The organism is Lysobacter niastensis (assembly GCF_031457115.1).
Classification (GTDB): domain Bacteria; phylum Pseudomonadota; class Gammaproteobacteria; order Xanthomonadales; family Xanthomonadaceae; genus Lysobacter_J; species Lysobacter_J niastensis_A.
In genome coordinates this window covers 904552-931536 of record NZ_JAVDVY010000002.1, presented here as the reverse complement: position 1 = coordinate 931536, position 26985 = coordinate 904552, and the positions used below count along the sequence as shown (strand labels likewise).

29 protein-coding genes and 1 pseudogene are annotated in these 26985 nt (G+C 65.8%); 23 read left to right on the top strand and 7 right to left on the bottom strand.

The features are described 5' to 3' along the window. The first annotated feature begins 116 nt into the window (after positions 1-116). From J2X06_RS13570 to J2X06_RS13520, 12 genes and pseudogenes are all read left to right on the top strand, one after another. Entirely contained in the window at positions 117-1403 is a 1287-nt protein-coding gene (locus J2X06_RS13570; RefSeq protein WP_310063242.1) for an LssY C-terminal domain-containing protein, read from the top strand. Next, positions 1400-2638 carry an LssY C-terminal domain-containing protein gene (locus J2X06_RS13565; RefSeq protein ID WP_310063240.1) on the top strand — a complete coding sequence of 413 codons (1239 nt, stop codon included), beginning with the start codon at positions 1400-1402 and terminating at the stop codon, positions 2636-2638. The genes J2X06_RS13570 and J2X06_RS13565 overlap by 4 nt, the downstream gene beginning before the upstream one ends. 49 nt (positions 2639-2687) lie before the next feature. Further along, a complete protein-coding gene (locus J2X06_RS13560) occupies positions 2688-3755 on the top strand; it encodes an esterase/lipase family protein (protein ID WP_310063238.1) in 1068 nt (355 codons plus the stop codon). A gap of 250 nt (positions 3756-4005) precedes the next feature. Further along, a complete protein-coding gene (locus J2X06_RS13555) occupies positions 4006-4254 on the top strand; it encodes a DUF1272 domain-containing protein (protein ID WP_310063237.1) in 249 nt (82 codons plus the stop codon). Positions 4255-4300: 46 nt separating this feature from the next. After that, the gene (locus J2X06_RS13550; protein WP_310063235.1) at positions 4301-5863 is read left to right on the top strand and encodes a sigma-54-dependent Fis family transcriptional regulator; all 1563 of its coding nucleotides are present in this window, start codon (positions 4301-4303) and stop codon (positions 5861-5863) included. Between the two features lie 196 nt (positions 5864-6059). Next, positions 6060-6893 (top strand): hypothetical protein, encoded by an 834-nt coding sequence (locus tag J2X06_RS13545; protein WP_310063234.1) that lies wholly within the window; start codon positions 6060-6062, stop codon positions 6891-6893. A gap of 29 nt (positions 6894-6922) precedes the next feature. Continuing rightward, positions 6923-7915: an amidohydrolase family protein gene (locus J2X06_RS13540; protein WP_310063233.1), complete on the top strand. Its 993-nt coding sequence runs from the start codon at positions 6923-6925 to the stop codon at positions 7913-7915. 155 nt (positions 7916-8070) lie between these two features. After that, positions 8071-8258: pseudogene (locus tag J2X06_RS18075) on the top strand (hypothetical protein); the annotation flags it as partial. Between the two features lie 4 nt (positions 8259-8262). Continuing rightward, positions 8263-8628 (top strand): cupin domain-containing protein, encoded by a 366-nt coding sequence (locus J2X06_RS13535; protein ID WP_310063232.1) that lies wholly within the window; start codon positions 8263-8265, stop codon positions 8626-8628. 136 nt (positions 8629-8764) lie between these two features. Next, positions 8765-10249: a ComEA family DNA-binding protein gene (locus tag J2X06_RS13530; protein ID WP_310063231.1), complete on the top strand. Its 1485-nt coding sequence runs from the start codon at positions 8765-8767 to the stop codon at positions 10247-10249. Positions 10250-10265: 16 nt separating this feature from the next. Further along, the gene (locus J2X06_RS13525; protein WP_310063230.1) at positions 10266-10958 is read left to right on the top strand and encodes an aspartate/glutamate racemase family protein; all 693 of its coding nucleotides are present in this window, start codon (positions 10266-10268) and stop codon (positions 10956-10958) included. A gap of 47 nt (positions 10959-11005) precedes the next feature. Next, on the top strand, positions 11006-12013 hold the full coding sequence (locus J2X06_RS13520) for an NADPH:quinone reductase (protein WP_310063229.1): 1008 nt from the start codon (positions 11006-11008) through the stop codon (positions 12011-12013). 176 nt (positions 12014-12189) lie between these two features. Here J2X06_RS13520 and J2X06_RS13515 read toward each other — a convergent pair whose 3' ends face one another. Together J2X06_RS13515 and J2X06_RS13510 are read right to left on the bottom strand one after the other, a co-directional pair. Next, on the bottom strand, positions 12190-12501 hold the full coding sequence (locus tag J2X06_RS13515) for a YkgJ family cysteine cluster protein (RefSeq protein ID WP_310063226.1): 312 nt from the start codon (positions 12499-12501) through the stop codon (positions 12190-12192). Next, on the bottom strand, positions 12498-13349 hold the full coding sequence (locus J2X06_RS13510; RefSeq protein ID WP_310063224.1) for a class I SAM-dependent methyltransferase: 852 nt from the start codon (positions 13347-13349) through the stop codon (positions 12498-12500). Before J2X06_RS13510 ends, J2X06_RS13515 begins: the two co-directional genes overlap by 4 nt. Positions 13350-13408: 59 nt before the next feature. Here J2X06_RS13510 and J2X06_RS13505 point away from each other — a divergent pair, with 59 nt between their 5' ends. The 3 genes from J2X06_RS13505 (at position 13409) to J2X06_RS13495 (ending at position 15680) form a co-directional block, all read left to right on the top strand. Further along, positions 13409-13672, top strand: a complete 264-nt coding sequence (locus tag J2X06_RS13505; protein WP_310063222.1) for a hypothetical protein — start codon at positions 13409-13411, stop codon at positions 13670-13672. Between the two features lie 23 nt (positions 13673-13695). Then, positions 13696-13890, top strand: a complete 195-nt coding sequence (locus J2X06_RS13500) for a hypothetical protein (RefSeq protein WP_310063221.1) — start codon at positions 13696-13698, stop codon at positions 13888-13890. A 113-nt stretch (positions 13891-14003) separates the two neighbouring features. Further along, the gene (locus J2X06_RS13495; protein ID WP_310063219.1) at positions 14004-15680 is read left to right on the top strand and encodes an ABC1 kinase family protein; all 1677 of its coding nucleotides are present in this window, start codon (positions 14004-14006) and stop codon (positions 15678-15680) included. Positions 15681-15961: 281 nt separating this feature from the next. On the opposite strand, the gene J2X06_RS13490 is transcribed toward J2X06_RS13495, so the two are convergent. Continuing rightward, positions 15962-16735: a hypothetical protein gene (locus J2X06_RS13490; protein WP_310063217.1), complete on the bottom strand. Its 774-nt coding sequence runs from the start codon at positions 16733-16735 to the stop codon at positions 15962-15964. Positions 16736-16951: 216 nt separating this feature from the next. Between J2X06_RS13490 and J2X06_RS13485 the strand changes: the two genes are divergently transcribed. Next, positions 16952-17161, top strand: coding sequence for a hypothetical protein (locus J2X06_RS13485; protein WP_310063215.1), 210 nt, complete (start codon positions 16952-16954; stop codon positions 17159-17161). 385 nt (positions 17162-17546) lie between these two features. Next, positions 17547-17792 (top strand): hypothetical protein, encoded by a 246-nt coding sequence (locus J2X06_RS13480; protein ID WP_310063214.1) that lies wholly within the window; start codon positions 17547-17549, stop codon positions 17790-17792. A gap of 73 nt (positions 17793-17865) precedes the next feature. Here the strand turns inward: J2X06_RS13480 and J2X06_RS13475 are convergent, their stop codons facing one another. Further along, positions 17866-18630, bottom strand: coding sequence for an SDR family oxidoreductase (locus tag J2X06_RS13475; RefSeq protein WP_310063213.1), 765 nt, complete (start codon positions 18628-18630; stop codon positions 17866-17868). A 10-nt stretch (positions 18631-18640) separates the two neighbouring features. Then, entirely contained in the window at positions 18641-19390 is a 750-nt protein-coding gene (locus tag J2X06_RS13470) for an SDR family oxidoreductase (protein ID WP_310063212.1), read from the bottom strand. Between the two features lie 105 nt (positions 19391-19495). Between J2X06_RS13470 and J2X06_RS13465 the strand changes: the two genes are divergently transcribed. Beyond that, positions 19496-20413 carry a LysR family transcriptional regulator gene (locus J2X06_RS13465; RefSeq protein WP_310063211.1) on the top strand — a complete coding sequence of 306 codons (918 nt, stop codon included), beginning with the start codon at positions 19496-19498 and terminating at the stop codon, positions 20411-20413. A 103-nt stretch (positions 20414-20516) separates the two neighbouring features. Next, positions 20517-20879: a hypothetical protein gene (locus tag J2X06_RS13460; RefSeq protein WP_310063210.1), complete on the top strand. Its 363-nt coding sequence runs from the start codon at positions 20517-20519 to the stop codon at positions 20877-20879. On the opposite strand, the gene J2X06_RS13455 is transcribed toward J2X06_RS13460, so the two are convergent. Continuing rightward, on the bottom strand, positions 20876-22312 hold the full coding sequence (locus tag J2X06_RS13455) for a PLP-dependent aminotransferase family protein (protein WP_310063209.1): 1437 nt from the start codon (positions 22310-22312) through the stop codon (positions 20876-20878). The genes J2X06_RS13460 and J2X06_RS13455 overlap by 4 nt on opposite strands. A 182-nt stretch (positions 22313-22494) precedes the next feature. Here J2X06_RS13455 and J2X06_RS13450 point away from each other — a divergent pair, with 182 nt between their 5' ends. Both J2X06_RS13450 and J2X06_RS13445 read left to right on the top strand, forming a co-directional pair. Then, the gene (locus J2X06_RS13450; protein WP_310063208.1) at positions 22495-22935 is read left to right on the top strand and encodes a carboxymuconolactone decarboxylase family protein; all 441 of its coding nucleotides are present in this window, start codon (positions 22495-22497) and stop codon (positions 22933-22935) included. 8 nt (positions 22936-22943) lie between these two features. After that, entirely contained in the window at positions 22944-23372 is a 429-nt protein-coding gene (locus J2X06_RS13445; RefSeq protein WP_310063207.1) for a cupin domain-containing protein, read from the top strand. 37 nt (positions 23373-23409) lie between these two features. On the opposite strand, the gene J2X06_RS13440 is transcribed toward J2X06_RS13445, so the two are convergent. Next, on the bottom strand, positions 23410-24576 hold the full coding sequence (locus tag J2X06_RS13440; protein WP_310063206.1) for a serine hydrolase domain-containing protein: 1167 nt from the start codon (positions 24574-24576) through the stop codon (positions 23410-23412). Positions 24577-24889: 313 nt separating this feature from the next. On the opposite strand from J2X06_RS13440, the gene J2X06_RS13435 reads away from it, so the two are divergent. Then, a complete protein-coding gene (locus J2X06_RS13435) occupies positions 24890-25891 on the top strand; it encodes an alpha/beta fold hydrolase (RefSeq protein ID WP_310063204.1) in 1002 nt (333 codons plus the stop codon). Between the two features lie 308 nt (positions 25892-26199). Then, positions 26200-26967: a fumarate/nitrate reduction transcriptional regulator Fnr gene (gene fnr / locus J2X06_RS13430; RefSeq protein WP_310063202.1), complete on the top strand. Its 768-nt coding sequence runs from the start codon at positions 26200-26202 to the stop codon at positions 26965-26967. Positions 26968-26985: the final 18 nt, after the last annotated feature.

Here is a 26985-nt window from a genome sequence, read left to right as displayed (position 1 = left end):
TAGCTCAGCTTGAGGCCGCACCAGCGCTGGTATCGCCCCACCTAGCCGCGCGCAAAACAGAGCCGCATCGCGGCCAGCGGATATTTTCTCTCAGCCATGACCTGGTTTCCTGCGACATGAACAGTTGGGTGCGCGGACTCGCGGCCGCGGTCATCTTGACCGCGCTGGCCGGCTGCGCCTCCACGCCGCCACAGGCCACCAATCCGGAATCCGACTACAAGCAGCGGGCCGTTACCCGCAACGACGGCGGTGTGCGGGTTTCCACCGCGGCGCTGTCGGCTGAGGAGAGTGCGCGGGTCTACGGCGTGCCTTTGGCGACGAAGTCGATCCAGCCGGTCTGGATCGAGGTGGAGAACCACGACGATCGCGCCTACTACCTGATGTCGCCGGGCCTGGATCCGAATTTCTTCCCGGCGTCGGAAGCGGCTGAGGCGTTCGCGACGGGCGAATCGCGCGAGCAGGCGGGCGAGCTCGATCGGCGCTTCCGGCAACTTGCCTTCCGCAATCCCGTTCTGCCGGGGACGACAACATCGGGGTTCGTGCTGACCAATCTCGACGAGGGCGGAAAGCTCGTGCAGATCGACCTGGTGGCCAGTGGCCGCGCGAAGTCGTTTTCGATCCTCACGATCATTCCCGGCTTCCGCGCGGATTACCACGTCAGCGGCGTCTTCAGACGCGAGATCCATGCCGATGGGGAGATCGTGGATTTCACCGACGACACCGCCTTCCTGCAGGCGCTCGGGAGTCTTCCCTGCTGCGTCACAAACAAGGACGGCACCAAGAACGGCGATCCCCTCAACCTGGTGGTCGTCGGTGGCTTCGACGATGCGCTGCCGGCGCTCGTGCGGCGTGGTTGGCGCCCGACCGAGCAGAAGTGGTCGGGCTCGATCATGAAGATGATGACCTCCGCGCTATCGGGCGAGCGCTATGCCTATGCGCCGATCAGCGATCTCTACTTGTTTGGTCGCGTCCAGGACTTCGCACTGCAGAAGGCGCGCGACAACATCCACCAACGAAACCACCTGAGGTTGTGGCTGAGCCCGATGCGCTACCAGGGCAAGCAGGTTTGGGTGGGCCAGATCAGTCGCGACATCGGCAGCCGCCTCACCATCCATTCGCCGACGCTCACGACGCACAAGATCGACCCGGACGTGGATGAAGCACGCAACGCGCTGGCCGAGGACATGGCCTACTCGCAGGGACTGAACAAGGTCGGATATGCAAGAGGCGTTGGCGCCGCGCCGAAGGGCTCGCCGCGCGAGAACCTCACCACCGACCCGTACTACACCAACGGACTGCGCCTGGTGCTGGTGTTCGACCGTGCACCGACGTCCCTGGCGGACATTGAGTTCCTGGGTGACGACATCCTCAACGCGCCCCCGTCACAGGGGAGCTCGCCGTGAGTGCATGGTCGCTGCCGCACCGTGTCCTCGCGCATGCGGCGTTGTCGCTCGCGCTGGCAGGCTGCGCGACTTGGCAAGGTCCCGCCGGGATCGACGACTCCGCACTGCGAGCGCGCGCCACGGTAGCGACGGCGAACGGGCAGGACGTGCGCGTTGGTGCGGTCGTCGTGGGCGAGGAAACCAGCCGGAAGATGTTCGGCCCCGACATCGACAAGGCGAACGTGGTGCCTGTCTGGATCGAAGTGGAGAACCGGTCGCCGCAGCCGTTATGGTTGCTGCGGTCGGGCACCGACCCGGACTACTTCTCGCCGCTGGAAGTGGCGTGGTCCATGCACAAGACGCTCGCGGGAGCAACGAATGCGAGCATCGACGAACACATCCAGGAACTCGCGTTCGATAATCCGATCCCGCCCGGCGCGACGCACTCGGGAGTGATCTTCATCAACCCGCAAGGTGGGACGACGCTGGTCAACATCGATCTGTTCGGCAGGAAGACGCTGGTTCCGTTCTCGCTGTTCCTGCATCCGGACGACCACGACGGGCCGCCACCGCTCACGTTCCAGCATCCGCAGGCGCAGGTCACCGACTACCACGACCTCGACGCGTTGCGTTCGGCGCTCGAGCGCTTGCCATGTTGTGCGACCGATGCCAGCGGGTCGGTGCAGGGCGACCCGTTGAATGTCGTTTTCATCGGCACCATGGCCGACCTCGGCGCGGCCAGCATCCGGCGTAACTATCGACGCGATGCCCGTGAGTCCGACACTGCGCAGCGGGTGTTCGGACGGGAGCCGGACATCGTCGCGCGCAAACGGGCGCAGACCGGCGCGCCGGCGACCTGGGTGCGCCTGTGGGCAACGCCGATGCAATTCGACGGCAAGCCGGTCTTCGTCGCGCAGGTCGGGCGGCCGGTCGGCGGCCGCTTCTCGTCCGGCAACACAGCTGGCGTAGTGCTGCACGGCGATGTCGACGAGACCAGGAATCTACTGGTGCAGGACATGATGTATTCGGGCGGGTTGGAAAAGCTCGGGTTCGTCACCGGGGTCGGCGAGGCCGCCGAGGCGTCGCCCAGGAGCGCGTTCGAGGGCGCGCGCTACCACACCGACGGATTGCGCGCGGTCATGTTCTTCGCCGCGCGCCCACTCAGCCTGTCCGACGTGCAGATACTCGACTGGGTGCCGTTCCTGGAGCAACGCGAGGCCGCCGCACGCGAGCGAGGTAGCGATGAACACGAATGACACTGCCACTGGATCGCCGACGGCCGTGGCATCGCGACGCGCGTACCCCATGACGAAGGCTGGCATCGTCCGCGCGGCCGTCGTGGTGGCATGCCTTGCGCTCGGCGCGTGCGCGACGACGTCCGGCGTGCCGTATTCGACCGACATCGCACCGGACACCCAGGCGGGCCTGCAGGACAAGCGTGCCCGTTTCCGCGAGACCTTCTGCGCGGTGCTGGAAGCGCACGGTCACGAACTGCCGGACTACCGACCCTGCGACCAGGCGCTGACCCGCGTCGGCGTCGAACCCGCCGGTACCGGCAAGCCGGTCGAACTCGGCCCGTCGAAGCGGCATCTCGTCGCGGCGCTGGTGCCCGGCATAGGTTACGAATGCTTCGCAAAGTGGCTCCAATCGCCGGGCACTGCCGCAGAGCACGTACGCCGATACGGATACGACATGGTGGCCATCAAGGTCGATGCGCTGTCCGGCATCGAGACCAACGCGCGCCAGATCCGCGACGCGATCATGGCGATGCCGGCCGATGCACAAGCGCCGCGCCTGGTGTTGATCGGGTATTCGAAAGGCGCGCCCGACATCCTGGAGGCGGTGGTCACCTATCCCGAGATCCGCAGCCGCGTGGCGGCGGTGGTCAGCGCCGCGGGCTCGGTGCATGGTTCGGTGCTTGCCGACGACGCCGAGCAGTATCAGGCCGACATGCTGCGGCACTTTCCCGGCGCCACCTGCGAGTCGGGCGACGGCGGCGGCGTGGAGAGCCTTCGACCCGCAACACGCAAGGCGTGGCTCGCGCAACACCCGTTGCCCGATGACGTGCGTTACTACTCGCTGGCGACGTTTCCGCAGCCGGAGCGGATCTCGTCGATCCTGAAATCGAGCTACAAGAAGCTGGCCAAGATAGACGCGCGCAACGACAGCCAGGTGATCTTCTACGACCAGTTCGTGCCGGGCAGCGCGCTCGTCGGCTATCTCAATGCCGACCACTGGGCGGTGGCGGTGCCGATTGCCCGTTCGCACCCCACGATCGGGTCGATGTTCGTTACGCAGAATGCGTATCCGCGGGAGGCGCTGTTGGAAGCGCTGTTGCGCTTCGTGGAAGAGGATCTCGCGACACCGCCGTGATTCGCGAACGTTTCCGGATGTCCTGATTGCTCGGCGCGTCAATTCCCGAGAAGGCCGGTTCCGCTCCACCCCGGCGCAAGCCGGCTTCCAGCGCCATATTCGAAAGCCCAAAGGCACTGGGTCCCCGCCTTCGCGGGGATAACGAGCCGAGGATGACGGGCCGGGAAGACGAGGGATTAATTTTTTTTGAATGGGTAGCGTCCTCTTCGGAGGACAATTGGCCTTCCCCCACGAGAATTTGGAGTTCCCGATGCTGCAGATGCGACCGAACTGCGAATGTTGCGACCGGGACCTGCCGCCGGACTCTGTGGACGCGATGATCTGCTCGTTCGAGTGCACCTTCTGTGCCGGGTGCGTCAGCACGACGCTGGCCGGAAGATGCCCGAATTGCGGCGGCGACCTGATGCCGCGGCCCACCCGCGCCGCGCACCTGCTGGCCAAGAACCCGGCTTCGACGCAGCGGGTGCTCAAGCCCGGGGGCTGCCAGAAAGCCACCTGATATCCGCGCGGGACCGTCGTTGCCGGCCCGGGACTACAATCCGCCCATGACCGCGACACCGCCCAGCGACCACCAGGCCGCACTTGCGGCGGTCGCCCGTGCGATTGCCGATTCGCTCGAAGTCCGGGACATCTGGGACCGTGTCGCCGACGCCTGTCATACGGTCGTGCCGTTCGACGCGATGGGCATCGTGCGGCTTGAAGACGGCGGCATGGTGCGCGCAGTGGCGGCGGCCGGCGAGCCTGAGGTCAAGGCGCTGGAAGGTCAGGTCTTTCCACGCAACGGATATTCGCCTGCGCACTGGCCCAATGCCGATCAGTTCCTGGTGCTGATCGACGACGCGCTGCGCGAGCTCGATCCGTCGTTTCCGCTCGACCGGCTGGCCATCGAGCGCGGCTACCGCTCGGTGTTGCGCGTGCCGCTGGGGCACGCTGGCAAGCCGCTCGGTTCGATCCTTCTGGTCTCGCGCCAGCCGGGTCGTTTCACCGAATCGCACGGCCGCGCATTGATGGTGATCGCCGAGATGGCGGCGCTGGCGCTCGCGCACGAACAACTCGCGGGCAAGCTGGCCGAGGAGACACGACGCAACGCGGCAGCGCAGGAGCGCGCCGAGCGCCTGGAGCGCCGAGTGCAGGAGTTGGCGCAGGAACTGGAAACACTCAGTCACCACCGCGTGCTCGGCGTGTCCCGCCGCTGGCGCGATGTACTGGAGCAGGCCACCAAGGTCGCCCCCACCGACACCACGGTGCTGCTGACCGGCGAATCCGGCAGCGGCAAGGAAGTGGTGGCGCGCTTCATCCACCGTGGCTCGCCGCGCAAGTCCGGTCCGTTCGTCGCGCTGAACTGCGCGGCGCTGCCGGAACAACTGCTGGAGTCGGAGCTGTTCGGCCACGAGCGCGGCGCCTTCACCGGCGCGCAGGCGACGCGATCGGGACGCATCGAACAGGCCAGCGGCGGCGTGCTGTTTCTCGATGAAGTGACCGAGATGAGCCCCGGCGTGCAGGCCAAGTTCCTGCGCGTGCTGCAGGAGCGCGAATACCAGCGCCTGGGCGGCACGCGCACGCTGCGCGCCGACGTGCGCGTGCTGGCGGCGACCAATCGCGACCTGCGGCAGGCGATCGCCCGTGGCACCTTCCGCGAGGACCTGTTCTACCGGCTGGCCGTGTTCGACATCGAGCTTCCGCCGCTGCGCGATCGAGCCGAGGACATTCCGCTGATGGTGGATGCATTCCTCGATGAAGTCGGCCACAGCGTCGGCCGGCCCGCCGCAGGCATCACGCGCGAGGCGAAGGCGCGGCTGGCCGCGTACCACTGGCCCGGCAACGTGCGCGAACTGCGCAACGTGATCGAGCGCGCGGTGATCCTCAGCGAGGGCGGCCTGATCACGGTCGAGCACCTGCCGCTGACGCTTTCGGAGCCCGCGCCGCTGTCGCCAGCCGCGGCGGACGCCGCCAAGCCGCAATCGTTGCCCGATACCGAGCGCGAGATGATCGTGCAGGCGCTGGCGCGTTGCGGCGACAACAAGTCCAAGGCCGCGCGCCTGCTCGGCCTGACCCGCGCCCAGTTGCGCTCGCGCATCGACAAGTACGGATTGATGTCGAAGACCTGAGGTCGTCCGCCACTGCGGCCTTCTCGCCAACATTGGCGATTTCCAGCCACCACCGCTTTGTCCGATTGGCACTGATCAGTCACGACCATCCAATGCAATTGCGCTCCACATCAATCGCTTACCGTTGCTCGCGACCGCGCGAAGGAGTTGGCACGGGTTCTGCTCTGTAGGGGATGTAACCCCTCGGAGCATGCAAGTGAAATCCCCCGAACCAAGACCTGCTTTTCCGGCATGGATGCCGACGACCGCTCTGCTGGGCCTGAGCCTGCTGGCGCCCGGCATCGCATGCGCGCAAACCGACGACGACTGGCAGTACCGCGCCAGCATGTACGCCTTCTTCCCCGAGATCGATGGCCGACTGCGCGCGGCAACCCCCGCCGGTGACCAGCTCACGGTCGACGCCGACACGCTGGTCGACAACCTCCACTTCGCGGCGATGGGCAGCTTCGAGGCGCGCAAGGGCCACTGGGGTCTGCTCGCCGACCTGATCTACATGGACGTGGGCGACTCCATCTCCAATTCGCCGACCCTCGGTCGCGGCACGGTGCCGTTGCCGTCGGGCGTGACCGCTGATGCGTCGCTCGATATCGAAGCGGTGGCGTTCACCCTGGCCGCGACTTACCGCGTCATCGACAGTGCAAGCAACACGCTCGACCTGCTCGGCGGTGCGCGGCTGCTCGACGCCAAGGCCGATCTCGAATGGCAGTTCGACTCGCCGATGGGGCCGCTACCGCCGCCGATGGGGCAGGGCAAAGGCGAGGCGAGCGAAAGCGGATGGGACGCGATCGTCGGACTCAAGGGACAGCACCGCTTCGGCTCGCGCCATCAGTGGTTCGTTCCGTACTACCTCGACGCCGGCACCGGCGCTTCCGATCTCACCTGGCAGGCCGCCACTGGCATCGGCTATTCCGCGCGCTGGGGCGACACCTTCCTGATCTGGCGACACCTCGACTACGACCTGGGTCAGGACCGCAGGTTCGAGGACCTGTCGTTCAGCGGCCCGGCGATCGGCGTCGCCTTCAACTGGTAACAGCACAACCAAATGATTGGAGCATCGACATGAACTACCGTCCGCAACGCATCGACGTCCACCACCACTTCCTGCCGCCTCAATACCTGGCCTGGCTCAAGGCCCAGGGGATCCACTGGACCGGCGGGCCGTTGATTCCCGAGTGGAACCTGGACATCGCCCAGGAAGTGATGGAACGCAATGGCATCGCCCAGGCCATCGCATCGCCGGTTCCGCAGGTGTACTGGGGCGACACCGATGACGCCGCGCGGTGGGCGCGTCATTGCAACGAGTTCTCGGCAAGCATGGTGCAGCAGGCACCCGACCGCTTCGGCGCGTTCGCCACGCTGCCGCTGCCGGACACCAAGGCGGCGCTGAAGGAACTGGAATACGCGCTGGATGCGCTCAAGCTCGACGGCGTGATCATGTTCTCGAGCTTCGGCGACCAGTACCCGGGCGATCCGATGTTCGAGGAGCTGTTCCAGGAGTTGGACAAGCGCAAGGCGGTCGTCCTGATCCATCCGTGCACGGCGCCTCCGGGCGCGATCGTGCCGAAGCTGACGATCCCGTGGGGCATGGTGGAGTTCATCGCCGACACCAGCCGCGCCGTGACCAACCTGCTGCTGAGCGGCACACTGCATCGCTATCCGTCGATCCGCTACATCGTCTCGCATGCCGGCGGCGCGATCCCGTACATCTCGCTGCGGCTGAAATTCAGCGAGGAGATTCCCGGCATCGTCGACAACATCCCGCTCGGCACGATGCACTACCTGCGCAAGCTGTACTACGACACCACGCTGTCGACATCGGAAACCGTGCTGGCCGGCTTGCGCCAATTCGTGCCCACCAGCCAGATGTTGTTCGGCAGCGACTATCCGATGGTGCCGGAGAAGGTGGTGAGCGTCGAAACCTCGATGCTCGAAGCCAGCCGCGTGCTCGACGACGCGACCCGGCAGGCGATCGATCGCGACAACGCGCTGGCGCTGTTTCCGCGCCTGGCCAACCTGCGTCGCGGCGCTAAAGACGCCCTCCAAACCGGCTGAATCCCCCCAGCCGTTTACGCCGGGCTTCGGCTCTCGACCCCTCGGGGCCCGGCGTCTTTTTGCGGGGTACCACCGTCATCGGCCGAAACGATCCGGCCGCCGCGTTGAAGATCACGACGGACGACGTTGTCCCGATTGAAGGCTCGCGCCTGGAAAGCGCCATGTCGGAACTCATCGTGACTTCAGGCCATGGTGTGCAGGGACGCCGGAGGCGATCTTGGAGGTTCGCCGCCTCCTGCATATCGACCTGACAGGCACTATTCCGCCTCATCCGGATGCCTTGGAAATCCAATCAGGCAACGACATCACGCCGTTCGCAGATATCCCACGAGGGATCAATTAATTAAATGAGTTACCAGCCAATACGTTTCGAGGAAAAATTCACCCGGTTCCATGACCATTGGGCGCCGCGGGTGATCGCCGAGATGAACGACTACCAGTTCAAGCTGGTCCGCATCCAGGGCGAGTTTGTCTGGCACCGACACGACGACACCGACGAGGTGTTCATCGTCATCGACGGACGCATGCGCATCGCCTTCCGCGACGGGCACGTCGATCTGGGGTCAGGTGAGATGTTTGTAGTGCCCAAGGGCGTGGAGCACTGCCCATCGGCCGAGGGCGAATGCAGGCTCATGCTGATCGAGCCACGTGGCGTGGTGAATACCGGCGGGGCCGGCGGCACGCTGACCGCGGAAAACGATGTCTGGGTATGAAACGCACGCCTGGTCCGCGGCGCCTCTGGCCGGGCATGCCAACGGTGATGCCAACGCTTTTGCCAACGCTCCTGCCAACGAGCCTTCTGCACGATGGCGAGCGATCTTCAACCCATTCCGTGTACCGAACCCGATGATGCAATCCAGACTGTTGTTCCTCTCGCTCACTCTGCTGGCGGGCCTCGCTTTCCAGGTGCGCAGCGCCGAGCTGGGCGTGCTGGCACCCGTAATGGTCGACGGCAAGCCGCAGGAACGTGCCGCACCCGATGGCGCCATGGTGCCGGTGGTGACCCGCGTGACCTCAGGCCCTCTCTTTGAGAAGTTGCAGCATGAAGCGCGGGAAGGATTCACCGCATCGATGCTGGCGCTGGACGAACGTGCGCAGCGCATGTCCGGCCAGGCGCAGGTGAGCCCGACCTGGCTGTATCTGTCGCTGGAGGACGGCGGATTTCCGCGGTTCGGGTTCTGGTTGCAGGACGGCAAGCAGGTTCGCTTCGTCGGTGAGCACTATGTCGATCTGGTGGTCGACGAGGACACCGTCGCCAACGGCGGCTTCGAGGAGATATTCGCGCATGAACAGGGACACGTGCTGCTGCGCCGCCTGCTGCCGGCGCTGCCCGACGGCTACTCGCGCACGCCGCATGCGGCGTTGGCGGTCACCGATCGCGTCACGGCCTTCGACGAGGGATTCGCGATGCACTTCCAGGCCCTGGCGCGGCTTCTGACGCGCAATGAGCAACTGCGCCTGGAAGACGACGGCCTGACCGGCAAACCCTTCCTCCCGTACTGGGCCAGCCATACCGACCGCACGTGGCGACTGGAGGGCACTCGACGCAACAGTTTCGTGCAGTTGCAGGTGCCGCTGCCCGGGGAGCCCGATGCGATCCTGGCGCGCGACCACAGCACGCTGTTCGATACCGGTCGGTTGAAGTCCGGCGACCAGATGATGGCGTCGGAGGGCGTGGTCTCCACCGTGTGCTACCGCTGGCTTGCGCCGGGCGAAGGCACCACCGCGGCATTGCTCGAACGCTACGGTCAGTTGTTCACCGCCCTGAAGGCGCTCGACAAGACCGCACTGAAGCCGGACTCGCCGGTCCTGATCAACCTGCTCCAGGCCTATGCCGCGCAATATCCGGCGCAGGGCAAGCAGGCGTTGCGCGTGTTCGTCGAAACCACGTACGGCAGCACCGTCGATCCGGCGATGGCGCGGCAGACCGAAGCGCTGGCCGCGCGCGGCATCGTCGGCGACATGGAAGGGTTCGTCACACAGCTCAAGCCCGCGCGTGCGGCGCTGGCCAAACTGATCGAGGACACCACGCCGGCGCGGCTCGACGCGGCGCTGTCGGCGCCGATCTGGCTCTACGGCGATGGACCCGCCGGCAACAGCAAGGACGAAGGCATCGCGTTCGATCTGAATACCGCCGAGCGCGAAGGACTGCAGGTCCTGCCCGGCATCGACGCCGCCACCGCCGAACGCATCGTCGCGGAGCGTCGTGCGCACGGTCCGTATGCCAGCCTGGCCGCGGTGTCCTCGCGTCTGTCGCTGTCGCCAGCGACGACGGCAGCATTGCAGTCGCTGCACGGGGCCGCAGAACGGGCTGGCCCCTACGTCCGCCGCTGACCAGTCAGGAGGCTCCATGAAGACCATCGGACTGATCGGCGGCATGAGCTGGGAATCGACGGTTCCCTACTACCGCACCATCAACGAAACCGTGAAAGAGCAACTCGGTGGCCTGCACTCGGCCAGGCTGGTGCTGTACAGCCTGGACTTCCATGACGTGGAGCGGTTGCAGCACTCGGGACGCTGGCAGGAAAGCGGCGTCGTGCTCGCCGATGCGGCACGCGCGTTGGCTGCGGCCGGCGCGGACTTCCTGGTGGTGTGCACGAACACCATGCACAAGGTGGCCGACGCAATCGAGGCGGCGGTCGACATTCCGCTTCTGCACATCGCCGACCCGACCGCAGAAGCCATCGCGCAGGCCGGGTTCCGCCGCGTGGGCCTGCTCGGTACCCGTTTCACGATGGAAGAGGATTTCTATCGCCAGCGGCTCCAGGCGCAACACGGCATCGAGGCGCTGGTGCCCCCGCAGGGCGACCGCGACGACGTGCACCGGATCATCTACGACGAACTCTGCGTAGGCGTAATCTCGGACGACTCGCGCGAGATCTACCGGCAGGTGATCGCGCGGCTGGTCGAGCGCGGCGCCGAGGCGATCATCCTCGGCTGCACCGAGATCGGCCTGCTGGTCGGCCCGCGAGATTCGTCCGTGCCGCTGTTCGACACCGCCCACCTGCATGCGCGCAGTGCGGCGCTGATGGCGTTGGCCTGAATCTGTCGAAATCGCACCTCTGAAACCACTTCCCCACGAGTATCACCATGAAAGCTGCCGTCTATTCCCGCACCGGTCCCGCCCGGGAGGTGTTGTCCATCGCCGAGAAGGCGCGCCCCGAACCGCAACCCGGCGAGGTTCGCGTCCGCATCGGCTGGTCGGGCGTGAATCCATCCGATGTGAAGAGCCGCGCCGGCACGCGATCGAACGTGCTGCCGTATCCGCAGATCGTCCCGCACAGCGATGGTGCGGGCGTCATCGACGCCATAGGCGAGGGCGTGCCAGCAAGCCGCATTGGCGAGCGCGTGTGGATCTGGAACGGCGCGTGGGCGCGCGCGGATGGGACGGCGGCCGAATGGATCGTCGTGCCGGCGGCGCAGGCGGTTGTGTTGCCGGAGGGCGTTGCGCTCGAAGTCGGTGCCTGCCTGGGCATTCCCGCACTGACGGCGTGCCATGCGGTCAGCGTCGACGGAGGCGTGGCCGGCAAGCGCGTGCTGGTGGCCGGTGGTGCCGGCGCGGTCGGCCATTACGCCGTGCAGATGGCGCGGCTGGCGGGCGCAAGCCAGGTGATCGCCACGGTGAGTTCGAAGGACAAAGCCGCACGCGCGCTTGAGGCCGGAGCTGAAGTGGTGATCGACTATCGCGCCGAGGACCTGGTCGAACGCGTCAGGGAAGAAACGCAGGGCCTGGGTGTTGACTGCATCATCGAAGTGGACTTCGCGGCCAATGTCGAAAAGGACTTCGCGATGATTGCGCCGGAGGGGCGCATCGTCGTGTACGGCAGCGCATCGCCGGAAATCCGGGTGCCGTTCGTGCCGGCGATCCTGAAGAACGTGCGGCTGTCGTTCTTCATCGTCTACAACCTGTCGGGCGCGGACCGGACGACGGCCATTCACCGGCTGCACGGCTGGCTGCACGCCGGCCAGTTGCAGCACGCGATCGCATTGCGGCTGCCGCTGGAGCAGATCGCGCAGGCCCACGAAGCGGTCGAGTCCGGCAGCGCGATGGGCAACGTGGTGCTGGGCGTCGCCGACGAGGCGTCGCTGGCGAAGTAGTGCGCGCGCCTGCCGTCATTCCGCGGAGGGCCGTCACGTTCCGTGCTGAAGCCCACGACGCGTCGAGACGATTTCCAGCGGGCGCCCTGAGCGCTACGTGATCGACCGTGGGCGGTTCGATGCCAAGGTCGCCGCAAAGCAGGCCGCGTGACGGTTGCGCACCGCCACGCCGAAAATCATTGCACCAGGGCCATCTCGATCCGCCGTTCTTCCCGGTATTTCGCCCGTTCGGAACGGCAATACGCGCTGCCCATGGCGAACTTGCGGCAGATCGTCGGCCGTTGGGAGTAGATGCTGCAGCTCATGTTCGAGTGATCCACGGCCGCGCACCAGCCATCCTCGCCGCGCCGCATGACGTCCATGCCACCGTCCATCCGCTCGACCAGATGCCGGGGCACGTCGTCTTCGGGCATCAGGACGACCGTGAGACGGCAGCAGACCGCGTCGCAGCGGCTGCATGAAACCTCCGAGCGCTTTTCCGTGCTCATGCCGGCTGCGCCACCAGTTCGGGCGATCGCCTGAACTTCAACAGTCGAATGCGGAACGGGAAGTCCTCGCGCGTCGGCGTCGTCAACGTCGTGCAGGCGAAACCCTGCGCCTGCATCGCCCGGGTGAAGGGTGCGCTGAATCCTCTTCCCGGATCGGTGATGACAACCTCGGCATTGGGAGCGGCGTGCCTGAGCACCAGGCGGCTCAACAGCGCGCCGTGGTCGCGTTCGTAGAGCACGTCGCTGCCGATGATGAGGTCGAAGTGGCCCATGGCGGGCTCGGGTATGGCCCAGGAAAGATCGCGATAGGTGATCCGCTCGAGCCCGTTAAGCACGGTGTTGTACTCGAGGAATTCCTCGGCCAGTGGATGATGGTCGCTCGCCGTCACGTTGGCGCCGCGCTGCTTCAGCACCAGGCTGGGCAAGCCAAGGCCGCATCCGATTTCCAGGACACGAAGACCGGCGACGGCGAACTGGCTCATGGCCTCGGCCAGCACCCTGGCGGAAGGCCACAGATGGCCGAACAGGCTCCATTGCGCCGAAGAGATTCCGGCACGATCGCCCGCGCCGTCTTCGTCTGAATACTGTTGAAGGTCACTCAGGGCGCGCAGGCGGAATTCATGGGCGCCCACCTTTGCGGTGAGCTTGCAGGTGCTAAAGCCCAAACGGGCGCTCCTCGTTGCCAGCCTGTCGGAGAGGGCCGGGGCGTGTACGGGGCGCAGCGGGCGACAGTAGGTCGTCGGACGAGACGCGAGAGAATGGTGGCGCGAGCCGATACTACTCCGATATCCCGGGAAAAACCGATTTTTCTGGCTAAAAGCGCGGCTTCGGGGCTGCGATATGCGCATCGGTCACGCGTTCATCCCGGTTATGGCGCATACTCGATCTGCATACAACGAGAGTGCCGATGAGCCATCAAGTCGCCGTATTCCGCTTCACCTTGGGCATCGGTCAAAGCATCGGCCCTGCCGCGCTGCGGGAGATCTGGATCCGCGCTTGCCAATCCACCGACGTCACGGTGGGCAGAAGCGGTCGAGGATCCGATGATCGCCCCACTTACACGCTGTTTGCTCCCACCAGCCTCGCCGATCTGCCGAAAGTCGAGCAGCGAGTGCGCGAGTTGCTTGATGGCCGGGGGCTGCGTGCTTCGCTCATCCCCATGAAGCCGTAGCGCCGGGTCGTATCGGAGAAGAAATGAAAACGCAGAAGAACAAGGCACGTCCGCAACGCTCGGACGGGCCTTTGAAGTTCGAAGGCGCCTATGCGAAGCGATTCGCCAGCGACCGGATCGCCGAGGACATCTCGCGATTCAACGCCGAGGGCGGCCACATCGAAGTGCTGGGCACCACCAAGGTGCTGAAGAAGATCGACGGCACGCCGACCGGGTAACGCTTCCGGAGGGCGGCTCGCCGTCCCGTCGCGAACAACACCGGCTTCACGGCCGTCAGGGCAATTTGGTCTTCACGCGAACGGCACATCCGGCGTCGCGGCGAAGAGGGCCCATGAACCCGACCGGCCAACAACTGGCCCGCACCAGTCGCATCCTTCGCTTCCTGGTGAAGTATCGCCATTCGGGGATGTTCACCGGATGGGACCTGCGCGTGCCGCTGGACGTGGCGATCGAGACCGTCGACCATCGGCCCGACCAGTTCGTCGACGACCTGGAGGCGCTGGGTCCCACTTTCGTCAAGCTCGGGCAGGCACTGTCGACCCGGCCCGACCTGGTGCCTCCTGCGTATCTCACCGCGCTGACGCGCATGCAGAGCCAGGTCACGCAGACGCCGTGGCCCGAGATCAGGGCGCAACTCGAAAGTGCGCTGGGGGAATCGGTCGAAGCACGTTTCGCGAGCTTCGACACCGTGCCGCTGGGTTCGGCCTCGCTGGCGCAGGTGCATCGCGCCCGATTGCACGATGGCCGCGTGGTCGCGGTGAAGATCCAGCGGCCGGGCATCGCCGAGGAGGTCAGCCATGACCTGGCGACGCTGGAGTCGATCGCCAGCGGCGTCGACCATACGACCGGCCTGGGACAGCGCGTGCGCTTCACCGACTGGGTGCACGAATTCCGCAGGGCGCTGATCGCCGAGTTGGACTATTGCCTGGAAGCGGCGAACCTCGAGCGCTTCTCCGATCACCTGGCCGAGTACCCCGATCTGCTCGTGCCCAGGCCCGTGTGGGAACTGACGCGGTCGCGGGTTCTGGTGATGGAGTTGATCACCGGCGTGCAGCCCGAGGCCTCGGTACGCGAGCGGCTGCCGAAGTATCTGCTGGAGCGGTTGTGCGAATCGCTGTTGCGCGGCTACGTGGACCAGATGTTCATCCACGGCGAAATCCACGCCGACCCGCATCCCGGCAACATGCTCATAACGGCCGATGGGCGGATGGGGATCTTCGACCTCGGCATGGTCGTGCACGTGCCGCCGCGACAGCGCTTGCGCCTGCTCAAGCTGATGTTCTCGGCGATCGACGGCCGCGGCGACGATGCGGTCGAGGAAGTGATCGCGCTGGGTACGCGCCTGGAGGACTTCGACGAGGAGCGCTACCTGCGCGAGGCCGGCCAGATGATCGCGCGCTATGCCGCGCATGCGGACGTGCAAGGCTATTCGGAAGGTCGCCTGATGCTGGATCTGACCCGGATCGGTGCCGCCTGCGGTTTGCGCTCGCCGCCGGAACTGAGCCTGCTGGGACGCGCGTTGTTGCATCTGGAAGGGGTGTGCCATCTCTTGGCCCCGGAGCTCAGGGTCAGGCCCGTGCTGGAGGATCATTTCCCGCGCGTGGTGAGGGCGCAGATGCAGCGATCGATGTCGTTGCCGTCGCTCGCCGTCGAGGCGGTGGAGTTGCAGGCGCTGATACAGGACGCGCCGCGCAAGGTTTCGGCCGCGCTGTCGTTACTAGCCGAGAACCGCTTGCAGGTGCGCGTGACCGGGCTGCAGGAATCGCGCCTGATGGAAAACCTGCAGAAGATCGCCAACCGCATCGCCGCCGGCGTGGTCATCGCAGCGCTGATCCTGGCCTCCGCACTGCTGCTGCGGGCGCAGCCGGGCGGCCTCATGTCGGGCTACTCGAAACTGGCGATGCTGCTGTTCGTCATTGCCACCGCACTGGGTCTGGGGCTGGTGATCAGCGCGCTGTTCCATGACCGCAAGGCCAAGCCGCCGGAGGAGCGGGGGCCGCGCGGGTAGCGCCAACCGGCCAAGGCTGGAAAGTCGCGGGTGCCGGAGCGCCGGGACCCATGGACGTCATCCCAGCGAAAGCTGGGATCCACTTTGACTTTGCTCGTGTCGGGCGAACTTGAAGGCAACAGCAACAGCAAAATGGATCCCAGCTTTCGCGGGGATGACGGTCGAGATCCGATTCAGCAAAAAGTGAGCGGCGCAGGCCGAAACGGAAACGGGAGCTTGGCGGGCTCCCATTTCCGTACCTCGGTTTGAAACCGAAAAGCCGCAATCCAACGACAGTCGATTCAACGACCGTCGCGGTCGAAATCACCAGGAATGGCGCGCTCGGCGCTATGCCAGGCGTCGCGGGTGGCCTCCCTGGCCTTGTCCCAACCCAGACGCGACTCGCCTTTCACCCGATCCCATCCGCGCGACAGGTCGTTCTCGAGCTCGTCGTCCCAATCGCGGTCGCCGTAGTGGCTCCTGGCGTGCAATCCATAGCGGTACGCCGGGCGATAGTCGTCGAACGTCGCGGACGGATCGCGATAGCTGGCGCGGTCGAAGCTCGACTGGTAGTACCGATCCCCGGTCTCGTAGGCTCGATAGGTACGGTCGCTGCGATCCCACGCATCGCGCACCGCGTCCTCGGCCTGCTCCCAACTCAGCCTCGACTTGGCCTTCGACTTTTCCCAGTCGCGGCGCAGCTCGTTGCGCAAACCATCATCCCAGACGCGGTCGCCGTAGCGGCCGCGCGCGGTGGCGCCATAGGCATATGCGGGACCGTAGTCAGTGTCGTAATCGTATTTCGCGTCATAGTACGGGCGTGTGGCGTAGCTGGTGCGCCAGTACTCGGTTTCCAAGGTGGGGTCGATCGATTCGGCCAGCCCCTTGCCGGCGGCCGCGCCTGCCACGGCGCCGATGCTTCCGCCGATCAGCATGCCGATCGGTCCGCCCAGTGCGCCGATGAAAGCGCCCACTGCCGCGCCGCCGACACCGCCGAGCCCCACACCTACCGGATGGGAGCCCGGCTTGCCGGTGATGGGATCGCGATTGAAGGCTCTGGATTCCGGATTGGCCATGACGTGCTCCTCTTAAGTGGATCGTATGAAGAACGTGGAAGGTTGCGTTCCGCATCGTTAGCGGATCGTGGGGCACGGCGTGAACGTTCTGTTGTACTGATGAATCGTTCAGCAGTGGGTCGAACGCTTAACGGTTCAGTCTCTTTGCTGCGCGAGGGTTGATCCACGCACACAAGCGGGGTAATGGTTGTGTCCGCAACAATGGAGAGACAGACCATGCGCAACACCAGCAACCTTCGCGAAGCGATGCTGTTGGAAGCGGTGCTCGAAATCGCGCGCGATGAATGTCTGCACGGCGAATGGGACGAGATAGAGCCTTTGCTGGCGGAGGCGTGGGAAGAGCTTCGTGGCGACGACACCGTGCCGTGGGCCGGAGTTGCAGATCGCGTGCGTGCCTCGTGCGGGACGAAAGGCAGGCTGCACTGATCCCTCTGGTAAGCGACCAGCCGGGAAGCAGAACGATGGCTTAAGGAAAAGTTACCGCCGAGTCGGCTATCAGTGGCGTAATCGTCACCATTTTGTTAGCCACCATGGCGTAGCGTCGAATCGGGAACGGCTGCATCGCATGCGGGAAGATGTCGCGAAGGATCTGGCGAGTATGGAGCCTGCCCTGCCAAGCTGATCCCCTCGCCCCGTGGAGTCCGGAACCTCCACGGGGCTTTTGCTGTGGGGCCAGCGCACATGTGCATCGAGCTTACCCTCAGTCAAACCATAACTCTTTGTTCGCGTGCGATTCGCGCACGCTTTACCGTGACATCGCGAGCATTGGCCCTCTCATTGGATCGGCCCAGCGTCGTCATTGAACAGCACGATGTTTACCTGGAAGTCCCGCAGCAACACTCCGGCCGCATCGGTCGTCCTCCAGGACGATCTGCAGGCACTGGAGGCCATGCTCCTGTCTATTCTGGATATCGTGCGGCCAACGGAGGCGTGGCCGCACTTCCAGCTGCACGCCGACATCGTCCGCGAGCGGGCCGGGAGCTACTGGCCCGTCGTCGAAGAGGCGATGCAGGAGATGCTGGCCAGGCACGGCGTAGCCAAGCCAGGCGGTTGGTAACCTTGCGCGCTGCATCGGGAGAAACGGACGGTCTGTCGATGCGGACCGTCCGCGTACTGCCCATCTCGCGGAATCAAGTGCGCGTGATGGAGGCGCCGCCGTCGACGAGTGAGGCCGTGCCCGTGACGAAAGACGATTCGTCAGAGGCCAGGTACAGCACCGAACGCGCAAGCTCCTCCGGGGTTGCGACCCGCTTGAGCGCGTGCAACCGGGTCAGGAAGGCCTGCGATTCGGGCGTGTCGTTCATGTCGCGGTACATCGCGGTATCCACGGCGCCCGGTAGCACCGCGTTGACGCGGACGCCCTGCGCGCCGAACTCGGCAGCTAGCGCCTGGGTCAGTCCAATCAACCCCGCTTTACTCGCCGCGTAGGACGCGACGCCGGGAAAAGCGAAGCTGTGGCCTACAAAGGTCGAAGTGAAGATCACCGAGCCGCCGCCATTGACCAGCATCTGCGCGATCTGATGCTTGGCGCCGAGGAACGAACCGGTCAGGTTGATCGCCAGCGCCTCGTTCCAGCCGTCTTCGCTGACGTCGGTGCTGGGACCGGATTCGCCGAGCGTGCCGGCGTTGTTGAAGGCGATGTCGAGCCGGCCGAAGCGCTCCACGGCCAGTGCGACCAGCGCCCTGGCGTAATCCTCGGAGCGGACATCGCCGGCCAGCGCGACGGCCTGTCCGCCTGCGATTCGGATCTCTTCCACCAGGCTGTCCAGTTCGCTGGCACGGCGTGCGCCGACCACGACATGGGCGTCCTCGGCGGCGAAGAGCTTGGCGGTGGCGCGACCGATGCCGGAACTGGCGCCGGTGACGATGGCTACTTTGTTGTCGAGACGTGACATGTCGGTGTCCTCAGAGTTGGCTCATGCCGCCATCGGCGACGATCTCGGTGCCGACGATGAAGCCGGACTCGGGCGAAGACAGATGCAGAACGGTCGCGGCGATCTCGTCGGACGTGCCGAAGCGACCGAGCGGAATCTGGCTCTGGATCTGCGCGGCGGTGGCATCGAGCGCCGCCTTGTCGAGGCCGAGCTTGTCGTACAGCGGCGTGGCGACCGGGCCCGGACTAACGACGTTGACGCGGATGCCGCGCGGCAGCAGTTCCGCCGACAAGGTCTTCGCCAGCGATATCAGCGCGGCCTTGCTGGCGGCGTATACCGATGTGTTGGGCATGCCGATGCGGGCGTTGATGGAGCCGTTGATGACGATCGAGGCTCCGTCGTTCAGTTGCGGTAGCAACGCCTGCAACTGGAAGTACGCACCCTTGACGTTGGTGTTGAACAGCTCGTCCCAGAACGCTTCGCTGGTATCGGCGAACGCCGAGAACTTCGCGCTGCCGGCATTGACGAAGACAGCGTCCAGGCGGATGTCGCGGGCGTTCAGGTCTGCGGCCAGCTTCTTCGCCGAGCCGATGTCGCCGGCGTCGTTGCGAAATGCGATGGCGCCGTTGCCGATGCCGGCGACGGCCTGCTCGAGCGCGGCCGCGTCGCGGCCGGTGATCACCACGCGTGCGCCTTCGGCGGCGAAGGCCCTGGCGGCGGCCCGGCCGATACCGCTGCTGCCGCCGGTGACGAGGATGGTCTTGTGGTTGAAACGGTTCATGAGCTTCTTCCTGGGGGGCGGCGGATTGCCGTTGAAAGCATCGTGCTCCCGACGCTCCGGCTTTCCGTGCCATGATCCCGGCCGACTCGTTCGAAGGCGTCGAACATGTTGTCCCCCGAGGAATTGGCTCTGCTGGAAGCCATACGTGAGAGCGGCAGCCTGTCTCGCGCCGCTGCCAGGCTGGGCAAGGCGCCGTCGACGGTGTCGCACGCCGCGCGCCAGCTGGAGGAGCGGTTCGACGCGTTGTTGTTCGACCGCCGTCGCTATCGCCTGCAACTGACGCCGGCCGGCCTGTTGCTGGCCCAGGAGGCGGCGCGTTTGATGCAGGACGTCGCGCGTCTGACGCAGCGCGTGAAGCAGGTGGCCGGTGGCTGGGAGGACCGGCTGTGGATCGTCACCGACGAGATCCTGGAGTTCGAAACGTTGTTGCCCGTCATCCACGCTTTCGACGCGTTGCAGTCGGGCGTCACCCTGCGCATCACCCATGAGGTGCTCGGCGGCACCTGGGAAGCGCTGCGCGACGGTCGCGCCGACCTGGTCGTCGGTGCCACCAACGAGCCGCCCGTGATCCCCAGCCTGCGCTGGTTCGAGTTGGGCGTGATGGACTGGGCGTTCGCGGTATCGCCCCGCCACTCGCTGGCGAAGGCCGCGGAGCCTTTGCAACGCGCGACGGTGATGGAGCATAGATCGGTCGTCGTCGCCGACACGTCGCGGCGCACCGACGGCCGCGGTTATGGCGTCCTCGGCGGCCAGGCGTCGTTGGCGGTGCCGAGCATGCGCGCGAAGATCCAGGCGCAGTGCGACGGACTCGGCGTGGGCTGGCTGCCGCGCCAGCGCGTCGCCGGTCTGCTGCAACGTGGCGAACTGGTCGAAAAACGCATGGACGACCCGCGCGAACCCAACACGCTGTACGTGGCCTGGCGCGGCGACCACCAGGGCCGGGCGCTGGAGTGGTGGGTCGAGCAGTTCAGGCAGCCGAGGCTGGCCGGGCGACTCGTGTCCGGGATTGAAACCGTGCTCTGATCGCAGAGCGCACCACAACCGCAACGGAAGGCATCCGATGGAGTTCAACCCGTATCAGCCACCGGCACAATCTTTTTCGGAACCCACGATCGAGACGCGGCCATTGGCTCTACCGTACCGCCTGCTCAACGGCGCCTACGCCGTGCTCGCGATCGCTGCGACCTTGCTGCTGATCCTGGATGGCCGATCGGTCTGGTACGACGCGAGTGGGCTGAGGGCGCTGCTGTATTTCCACGCACCGGTTATCGCCTTCGTGCTGACGCGTTACGCCCGCGGGCGCGCGCTGGTCGCCTGCTATGGCGCCTATGCGCTGTTCTTCGTCTGGTTGCTCTACGTCCTGGTTGCGCGCTATCCGGACGTCGACCGCGTCGGCCTCTTCATCACCGCAGTCAACACCGTCGGATTGTTCTGGGGGTTGCAGCAGGCACTGCGGATTGGAGCGTTCGATGAGAGGGAGGCGGCCTAGCCGGCGATCTCCATCAGGATGTCGCGAACCCGGTCCAGCGAAGGATCGATGTCCAGCGACTCGATCGCGCCATACCCCATCAGCAAGCCGGAACGCCTGTTGTCGCCGCGATACAGCTCGTCCAGCGGATACAGCCCCACTTCCACCCGGCGCGCGAGGTGGCACAGCAGTTCCAGGTTGATCGGTCGACGGCACAGGGCGGCCACGTGGAAGCCCGCGACCGACGGCACCAGCTCGAACCACGGTGACAGGTCGGACTGGAAGCGCGCGATGATATGTTCGCGACGCGCGCCGTACACAGAATGGCAGCGCCGGATATGGCGAAGCAGATGGCCGTCGCCGATGAATTTCGCCATCGCCCACTGTACCGTCGTGGTGGTGTGCCAGTCGGTGAGCTGCTTGGCGGTCGTCAAAGCGTGTTGCAACGACGGCGGCGCGATCACGTAGCCGAGGCGAAGCTCCGGAGACAAGGTCTTGGAGAACGTGCCCACGTAGGCCACCAGCCCGTGGCGGTCCAGCGTGTACAGCGGTTCAAGCGGCTGGCCCTCGTACCGGAACTCGCTGTCGTAGTCGTCCTCGATGACGATGGCTTTGAGTTCCCGCGCCCGCTCCAGCAGCGCCTGGCGTCGCGCGCTGCTCATCGGCAGGCCGAGCGGGAACTGGTGCGCTGGCGTGGTGTAGATCAGCCGCGTACCGTCGGGAATGGCGTCGACGACGATGCCCTGAGCATCCACCGGCACCGCGACCACCCGGGCGCGCTGTGCCTCGAACAGGACGTGCGCGAGGGGATAGCCGGGATCCTCGACGGCGACCGTGCAGCCGGGTTCGACCAGCACGCGCGCGATCAGGTCCAGCGCCTGCTGCGCGCCGTTGGTCACCAGGATGTCCTGCGGCGTGCAGGTCACACCGCGCGAAAAGCCGATGTGCCGGCGGATGGCTTCGCGCAGCGCCAACAACCCCTGTGGGTCGGCGTAGAAGCCGTGCAGGTCGGCGGTTCGGCGCAGCGCATGCAGCGAGCACTTGCGCCATTGCTCCTGCGGAAACAAGGCGCGGGCCGTTGCGCCGCCGATGTATTCATAACGCAGGCGCGCATCGGACATCGGGTGCGTGAGCGGCATGTCGATGCGATGCCAGTGTTCGACGATGGCGGCGCCGGCCAGGTCCTCGCGTTGAAGGGCGTGGCCCTGCTGCACCTGGCGTGACGCGACGAAGCTGCCCGATCCGACCAGACCGGTGACCAGCTGGTCGTAGGTGAGTCGCGCGTAGGCTTCCGACACCGTCTTGCGCGAGACGCCGAGCTGTTCTGCCAGCAGGCGCGACGGCGGCAGTTGCTCGCCGGCGGCGAGGCGCCCGGAACGGATCGCTTCGCGGATCTGCCGGTAGATCTGCTCCGCCAGCCCGCGCTTGCCCTCGATGACCACGTGCAGTTCCATTTCGGGTGCATCGCTCGACAGGGGGAGGCGCGGGCATCGTCGGACCGGCCTTCAACGGTGTCAACGGCGGAACGCTCGCCCGGGCGCCGCATTGGACTCCCGAAAACCCCCGGCATTGGTCGCCCAGCGGCGCACGGCCGCCACTAGCCTGTCCCTACACCCCCACACACCACAGGTGATCCATGCAACCGCGTCTGGACTTCTACAAGGCTTCCCCCAATGCCGCCAAGGCGATGCTGGCGCTCGAAGGCGCCGTCAACAAACTGGGACTGGATCCCGGCCTGCTCGACCTGGTCAAACTGCGTGCCTCGCAGATCAACGGCTGCGCCTACTGCGTCGACATGCACAGCAGCGACGCGCGCAAGCGCGGCGAAAGCGAGCGCCGCCTGTATGCGGTCACGGTCTGGCGCGAGACGCCGTTTTTCACTCCGCGCGAACGCGCCGCGCTGGCCTGGACCGAAGCGCTGACCCGCATCGCCGACACCAATGCGCCGGACGCCGACTACGAGCTGCTCAGCAGCGAGTTCAGCGAACAGGAACGTGTCGACCTGACGCTGGCGATCAACGCCATCAACAGCTGGAACCGGCTGGCGATCGGCTTTCGTTCCGTTCCGGCGGCGTGAGGCACTCGATGAACATCATCAAATCAAACGTCTGGCTGCTCGCAGCGCTGTTCGCAACCAGTGTTCCGGCACTGGCGCACGGGCCAGGAGAATCGGGCCAGGAAGAGGTCACGCAGCTGCAGAACATCCGGTTGCCGGATGCGCCCGGCCGCAACGGCGTCATGGTCACGGTCAGCTACAAGCCGGGGCAGGTGTCGATCCCGCACGTGCATTCCGGCTCGGTGTATGCCTACGTGTTGGAGGGAGCAGTGACCTCGCAGCTGCAGGGCGAGGCTCCGGTAACGTATAAGGCCGGTCAGTCGTGGTACGAGAAGCCCGGCATCCCGCATCTGGTGTCGCGCAACGCCAGCCAGGACAAGCCGGCCAAGCTGCTGGTGTGGTTGTTGCTGGAGGAAGGCCGCGACGTGCTCGAACCACTGTCGAAATCGCCGGACTGACAACGCAATCGCATCGCGTCCGTCAGTCGGACACTCGTCATCCCCGCGCAGGCCGGGATCCGGCCCCCGAGGTCTCGCCGGCGCACGCCGGCGATGTCCCGGTCGGGCCGGGCGTGCCCACGCTTTGCACGTACCGGTCCACCAGGTCCTTCAGTTGCGCGAACGCCTCGCGGTGGGTGACCGCGCCGGCGATGGTGTATCCGCTGCCGGGTTCGCGCACCACCAGCGTTCCCCAGAAACCCGAATGCCCCACGGCCGGGATGCCATGGAAGTCGTACATCAACAGGCCGAGACGATAGGGACTTCCTGCGGGCAGGCCAGCGGATGACTCCATCAGCGCCAACGTGTCCTTTTTCTTGAACACGCGGCCTTCGAGCAATGCGTCGAAGAACACGGTCAGGTCCTGCGGCGTCGCGACCAGGCCGCCGCCGCCGAACAGATCCATCGACGGATCCCAGTCATAGGTGTCGATGCCCTCGAAGAACTGATGCGCGCGTTCGCGACCACGCGCGGGCTCCAGGCGCTCCCAATACGTGCCGGGCAGGCCCAGGGGGTCCAGCCCCAGATTCCCGCGCACGGCCTTTGCAAGGTCCTTTCCGGAGACCTGTTCGATGATCGCGCCGAGCAATACATAGCCGGTGTCGGAGTAGGCGTACTTCTCGCCCGGCGTGCCGACCGGGTCAGTCCATTGCACCAATCGCTCGACATCGATGGCACGGGTCCATTGCGTGTTCGAGTCGGCCTTGATCGTGGCGATGAACTGCGGCGCCTGCGCGTGGTCGTTCAGTCCCGAGGTGTGGCTGAGCAGATGTCGCACGGTGATCTGCTGCGGCTTGTAGCCGTCCTTCGCCAGCAGGTCGGTCCACGCCGCAGGCAGGTAGCGTGTGATCGGCGCTTTCAGGTCGAGCTTGCCTTCCTCGACCAGTCGCAGCGCGGTGGCGGCGACGTAGGTCTTGGTGATGCTGGCGATGCGGAAGCCTTCGTTGCCGTCGAGTCGCGTGCCGGCGTCATGGCCGGCCAATACGCGCGTGTCACGCCGTCCGTCGGGTGCGAGCGTCGAGACGACCATCTGCCCGGCTGTCGCCTTGATATCGATGGCAGCTACGGCGCGGTCCAGGCAAGCGTCCTGTGCGCACGCGGCGAAGACGATCGATTGCAGCCACAGGGCGAGGGCGATGCGGCGGGCCATGGGGATCCGGGTCATGCGTCTTCGATCTCACGCCGTGGAAGACCAGCATGTTGATGCGTCTGCGCGCAGCGCGAGCCTGACATTGGTCATGCCGTTCGCGTGCCTGGTGGAACTCCTCGCCGGCCCAAGCGTGCCGCAAGAGCATGCCGAAAATCGCGATAGCCGTTCCGCACCGCCGCGAGTGCCATGCGGTCAGGCGTCAGCCGACCCGGGCCCATGTCCGTGCTGCGCACGCAGGTACACGACACCCGTGGCAGCCGTCCCCACCCTACGGGCCGTGCGGCCTCATCCGCGCACCCGATCGACCCTCATCAAGTGAGGCCATGCCATGCCCCGCAATGAATCCGAGATCGACGAACTACGCCGCGCGCTGCTTGCCGGCGGCGCGGCGGTGATGGCGGTCGGGGTGGTGCTGCCCCTGACCGGCTGCACCGCCCAGTCCCCGCCGGCCGAGACGGCGCAGACGACTCCCACTCCCACCCCCACCGCCCCCCGGAGGCAAACCGTGAGTACTTTCACCACCAAAGAAGGCGTCGAGCTCTACTACAAGGACTGGGGATCGGGCCCGGTCGTCGTGCTCTGCCACGGCTGGCCGCTGTGCTCGGACAGCTGGGAATCGCAGATGATTTTCCTGGCCGACAGCGGGTTTCGCGTGATCGCGCACGACCGTCGTGGCCACGGCCGTTCCAGCCAGCCGTGGGACGGCAACGATATGGACCATTACGCCGACGACCTGGCGCAACTGCTGGACCATCTCGACGTCAAGGATGCCGCGGTGATCGGCTTTTCCACCGGCGGTGGCGAGGCAGCGCGCTACATTGGCCGCCACGGCACCAAACGCGTGAAGAAGGCCGGGCTGATCTCGGCGGTGCCGCCGCTGATGGTCAAGACGCAGGCCAATCCGGGCGGACTACCGATCGAGGTGTTCGACGGCCTGCGCAAGGCGCAGTTGGACAACCGCGCGCAGTTCTACAAGGACGTGCCCAGTGGCCCGTTCTTTGGCTACAACCGTCCCGGCGCGAAGCCGTCGCAGGGCACGATCGACTTCTGGTGGCTGCAGGGCATGATGGGCGGGCACAAGAACACCTACGACTCGATCAAGGCGTTTTCGGAAACCGACTTCACCGAAGACCTGAAGAAGTTCGACGTGCCCACGCTGATCGTCCATGGCGACGACGACCAGATCGTGCCGATCGACGCGTCTGCGCGTGCTTCGGCCAAGCTGATCAAGAACAACAAGCTCATCGTTTATCCGGGCGCGCCGCATGGCATCACCGATACGCACAAAGACAAGCTCAATGCGGATCTGCTGGCGTTCCTGAAGTCTTGAGGGAATCGGCGCGGCGGCTTGGGTCGTCGCGCCGTCCTCGACTGATTCTGGATCCCTGCCCGTCCATCCTTCGACTTCAGCGCTGGCGCGCTTAAGCCCAGGGAAAGACCGTCGTCGCCAGGAAGTGATAGGAATTGTCTGCTCAAGCCTCCGACGCAGCCTCCGCTATCCCCGTTCGTCCTGAGCGTAGGCCGCAGGCCGAAGTCGAAGGATGAAGGAGCCGGGAACCTGAATAACCCGTTGGCCTCGCCCCACACGGCCAGCTCCAGCACGGAACCCTAAATCGCATCCATGGCAAAATATGCGCCATGGGCGAATCGATGGTTCTGGACGTGGCGCGCCTGCGCCGAGGCTGCGCGCAATGCTCGCTGCAGCAGCTATGCCTCCCCGCCGGCATCGGGGCGCAGGACCTGCAGCGCCTGGACGAGATCGTGCGCCGTCGCCGCCCGGTCGAACGCGGCGAACGCCTGTTCCGTCCCGGCGATGCCTTGAGCGCGGTGTACGTGGCCCGCGATGGCGCCTTCAAGACCGTGAGCATCAGCGAGGACGGCGAGGAACAGGTCGTCGGTTTCCACCTGCCGGGCGAGCTGATCGGCCTGGACGCACTCGGCGCAGGCGAACACCGCTGCGAGGCTGTGGCGCTGACCATCGCCAACGTCTGCGAAGTGCCGTTCGACCTGTTGGCCGAGGTCGCCTCGCAGCTGCCGAGCCTGCAACAGCAGCTGCTGCGCGTGATCGGGCAGAGCGTCGGCCGCGACCAGGACCATCTGGGCATGCTGGTGCGGCGCCAGGCGAATGAGCGCATCGCGCTGTTCCTGCACGGCCTGGCCGAGCGTTTCCGCAACATCGGCGAGTCCGGCACACAGTTCAAGTTGCCGATGAGCCGCGAGGACATTGCGCGTTATCTCGGGCTGGCGCTGGAAACCGTCAGCCGCGGGTTCACGCGACTCCAGGACGACGGCGTGATCGCAGTAGTCGGCCGGCGCGTGGAGATACTCGACGCCGAGGAACTTGCTTGTCTCGCGCACGGTGGCGATTCTGACGAGGCGGCGGAGCGCCGCTCGCGCAGGGCCTGATCGCTCAGCGGTAAATCC

What these genes read in the sequence shown, in the direction of transcription:
- J2X06_RS13490 (WP_310063217.1), bottom strand. Translation starts at nt 16,735, where the DNA reads ATGGCCAATCCGGAATCCAGAGCCTTCAATCGCGATCCCATCACCGGC.
- J2X06_RS13435 (WP_310063204.1), top strand. Translation starts at nt 24,890, where the DNA reads ATGCCCCGCAATGAATCCGAGATCGACGAACTACGCCGCGCGCTGCTT.
- J2X06_RS13530 (WP_310063231.1), top strand. Translation starts at nt 8,765, where the DNA reads ATGCAATCCAGACTGTTGTTCCTCTCGCTCACTCTGCTGGCGGGCCTC.
- J2X06_RS13505 (WP_310063222.1), top strand. Translation starts at nt 13,409, where the DNA reads ATGAGCCATCAAGTCGCCGTATTCCGCTTCACCTTGGGCATCGGTCAA.
- J2X06_RS13465 (WP_310063211.1), top strand. Translation starts at nt 19,496, where the DNA reads ATGTTGTCCCCCGAGGAATTGGCTCTGCTGGAAGCCATACGTGAGAGC.
- J2X06_RS13485 (WP_310063215.1), top strand. Translation starts at nt 16,952, where the DNA reads ATGCGCAACACCAGCAACCTTCGCGAAGCGATGCTGTTGGAAGCGGTG.
- J2X06_RS13510 (WP_310063224.1), bottom strand. Translation starts at nt 13,349, where the DNA reads ATGCGCATATCGCAGCCCCGAAGCCGCGCTTTTAGCCAGAAAAATCGG.
- J2X06_RS13525 (WP_310063230.1), top strand. Translation starts at nt 10,266, where the DNA reads ATGAAGACCATCGGACTGATCGGCGGCATGAGCTGGGAATCGACGGTT.
- J2X06_RS13440 (WP_310063206.1), bottom strand. Translation starts at nt 24,576, where the DNA reads ATGACCCGGATCCCCATGGCCCGCCGCATCGCCCTCGCCCTGTGGCTG.
- fnr (WP_310063202.1), top strand. Translation starts at nt 26,200, where the DNA reads ATGGGCGAATCGATGGTTCTGGACGTGGCGCGCCTGCGCCGAGGCTGC.
- J2X06_RS13540 (WP_310063233.1), top strand. Translation starts at nt 6,923, where the DNA reads ATGAACTACCGTCCGCAACGCATCGACGTCCACCACCACTTCCTGCCG.
- J2X06_RS13520 (WP_310063229.1), top strand. Translation starts at nt 11,006, where the DNA reads ATGAAAGCTGCCGTCTATTCCCGCACCGGTCCCGCCCGGGAGGTGTTG.
- J2X06_RS13475 (WP_310063213.1), bottom strand. Translation starts at nt 18,630, where the DNA reads ATGTCACGTCTCGACAACAAAGTAGCCATCGTCACCGGCGCCAGTTCC.
- J2X06_RS13560 (WP_310063238.1), top strand. Translation starts at nt 2,688, where the DNA reads ATGACGAAGGCTGGCATCGTCCGCGCGGCCGTCGTGGTGGCATGCCTT.
- J2X06_RS13450 (WP_310063208.1), top strand. Translation starts at nt 22,495, where the DNA reads ATGCAACCGCGTCTGGACTTCTACAAGGCTTCCCCCAATGCCGCCAAG.
- J2X06_RS13470 (WP_310063212.1), bottom strand. Translation starts at nt 19,390, where the DNA reads ATGAACCGTTTCAACCACAAGACCATCCTCGTCACCGGCGGCAGCAGC.
- J2X06_RS13535 (WP_310063232.1), top strand. Translation starts at nt 8,263, where the DNA reads ATGAGTTACCAGCCAATACGTTTCGAGGAAAAATTCACCCGGTTCCAT.
- J2X06_RS13515 (WP_310063226.1), bottom strand. Translation starts at nt 12,501, where the DNA reads ATGAGCACGGAAAAGCGCTCGGAGGTTTCATGCAGCCGCTGCGACGCG.
- J2X06_RS13455 (WP_310063209.1), bottom strand. Translation starts at nt 22,312, where the DNA reads ATGGAACTGCACGTGGTCATCGAGGGCAAGCGCGGGCTGGCGGAGCAG.
- J2X06_RS13550 (WP_310063235.1), top strand. Translation starts at nt 4,301, where the DNA reads ATGACCGCGACACCGCCCAGCGACCACCAGGCCGCACTTGCGGCGGTC.
- J2X06_RS13445 (WP_310063207.1), top strand. Translation starts at nt 22,944, where the DNA reads ATGAACATCATCAAATCAAACGTCTGGCTGCTCGCAGCGCTGTTCGCA.
- J2X06_RS13500 (WP_310063221.1), top strand. Translation starts at nt 13,696, where the DNA reads ATGAAAACGCAGAAGAACAAGGCACGTCCGCAACGCTCGGACGGGCCT.
- J2X06_RS13495 (WP_310063219.1), top strand. Translation starts at nt 14,004, where the DNA reads ATGAACCCGACCGGCCAACAACTGGCCCGCACCAGTCGCATCCTTCGC.
- J2X06_RS13570 (WP_310063242.1), top strand. Translation starts at nt 117, where the DNA reads ATGAACAGTTGGGTGCGCGGACTCGCGGCCGCGGTCATCTTGACCGCG.
- J2X06_RS13480 (WP_310063214.1), top strand. Translation starts at nt 17,547, where the DNA reads ATGTTTACCTGGAAGTCCCGCAGCAACACTCCGGCCGCATCGGTCGTC.
- J2X06_RS13555 (WP_310063237.1), top strand. Translation starts at nt 4,006, where the DNA reads ATGCTGCAGATGCGACCGAACTGCGAATGTTGCGACCGGGACCTGCCG.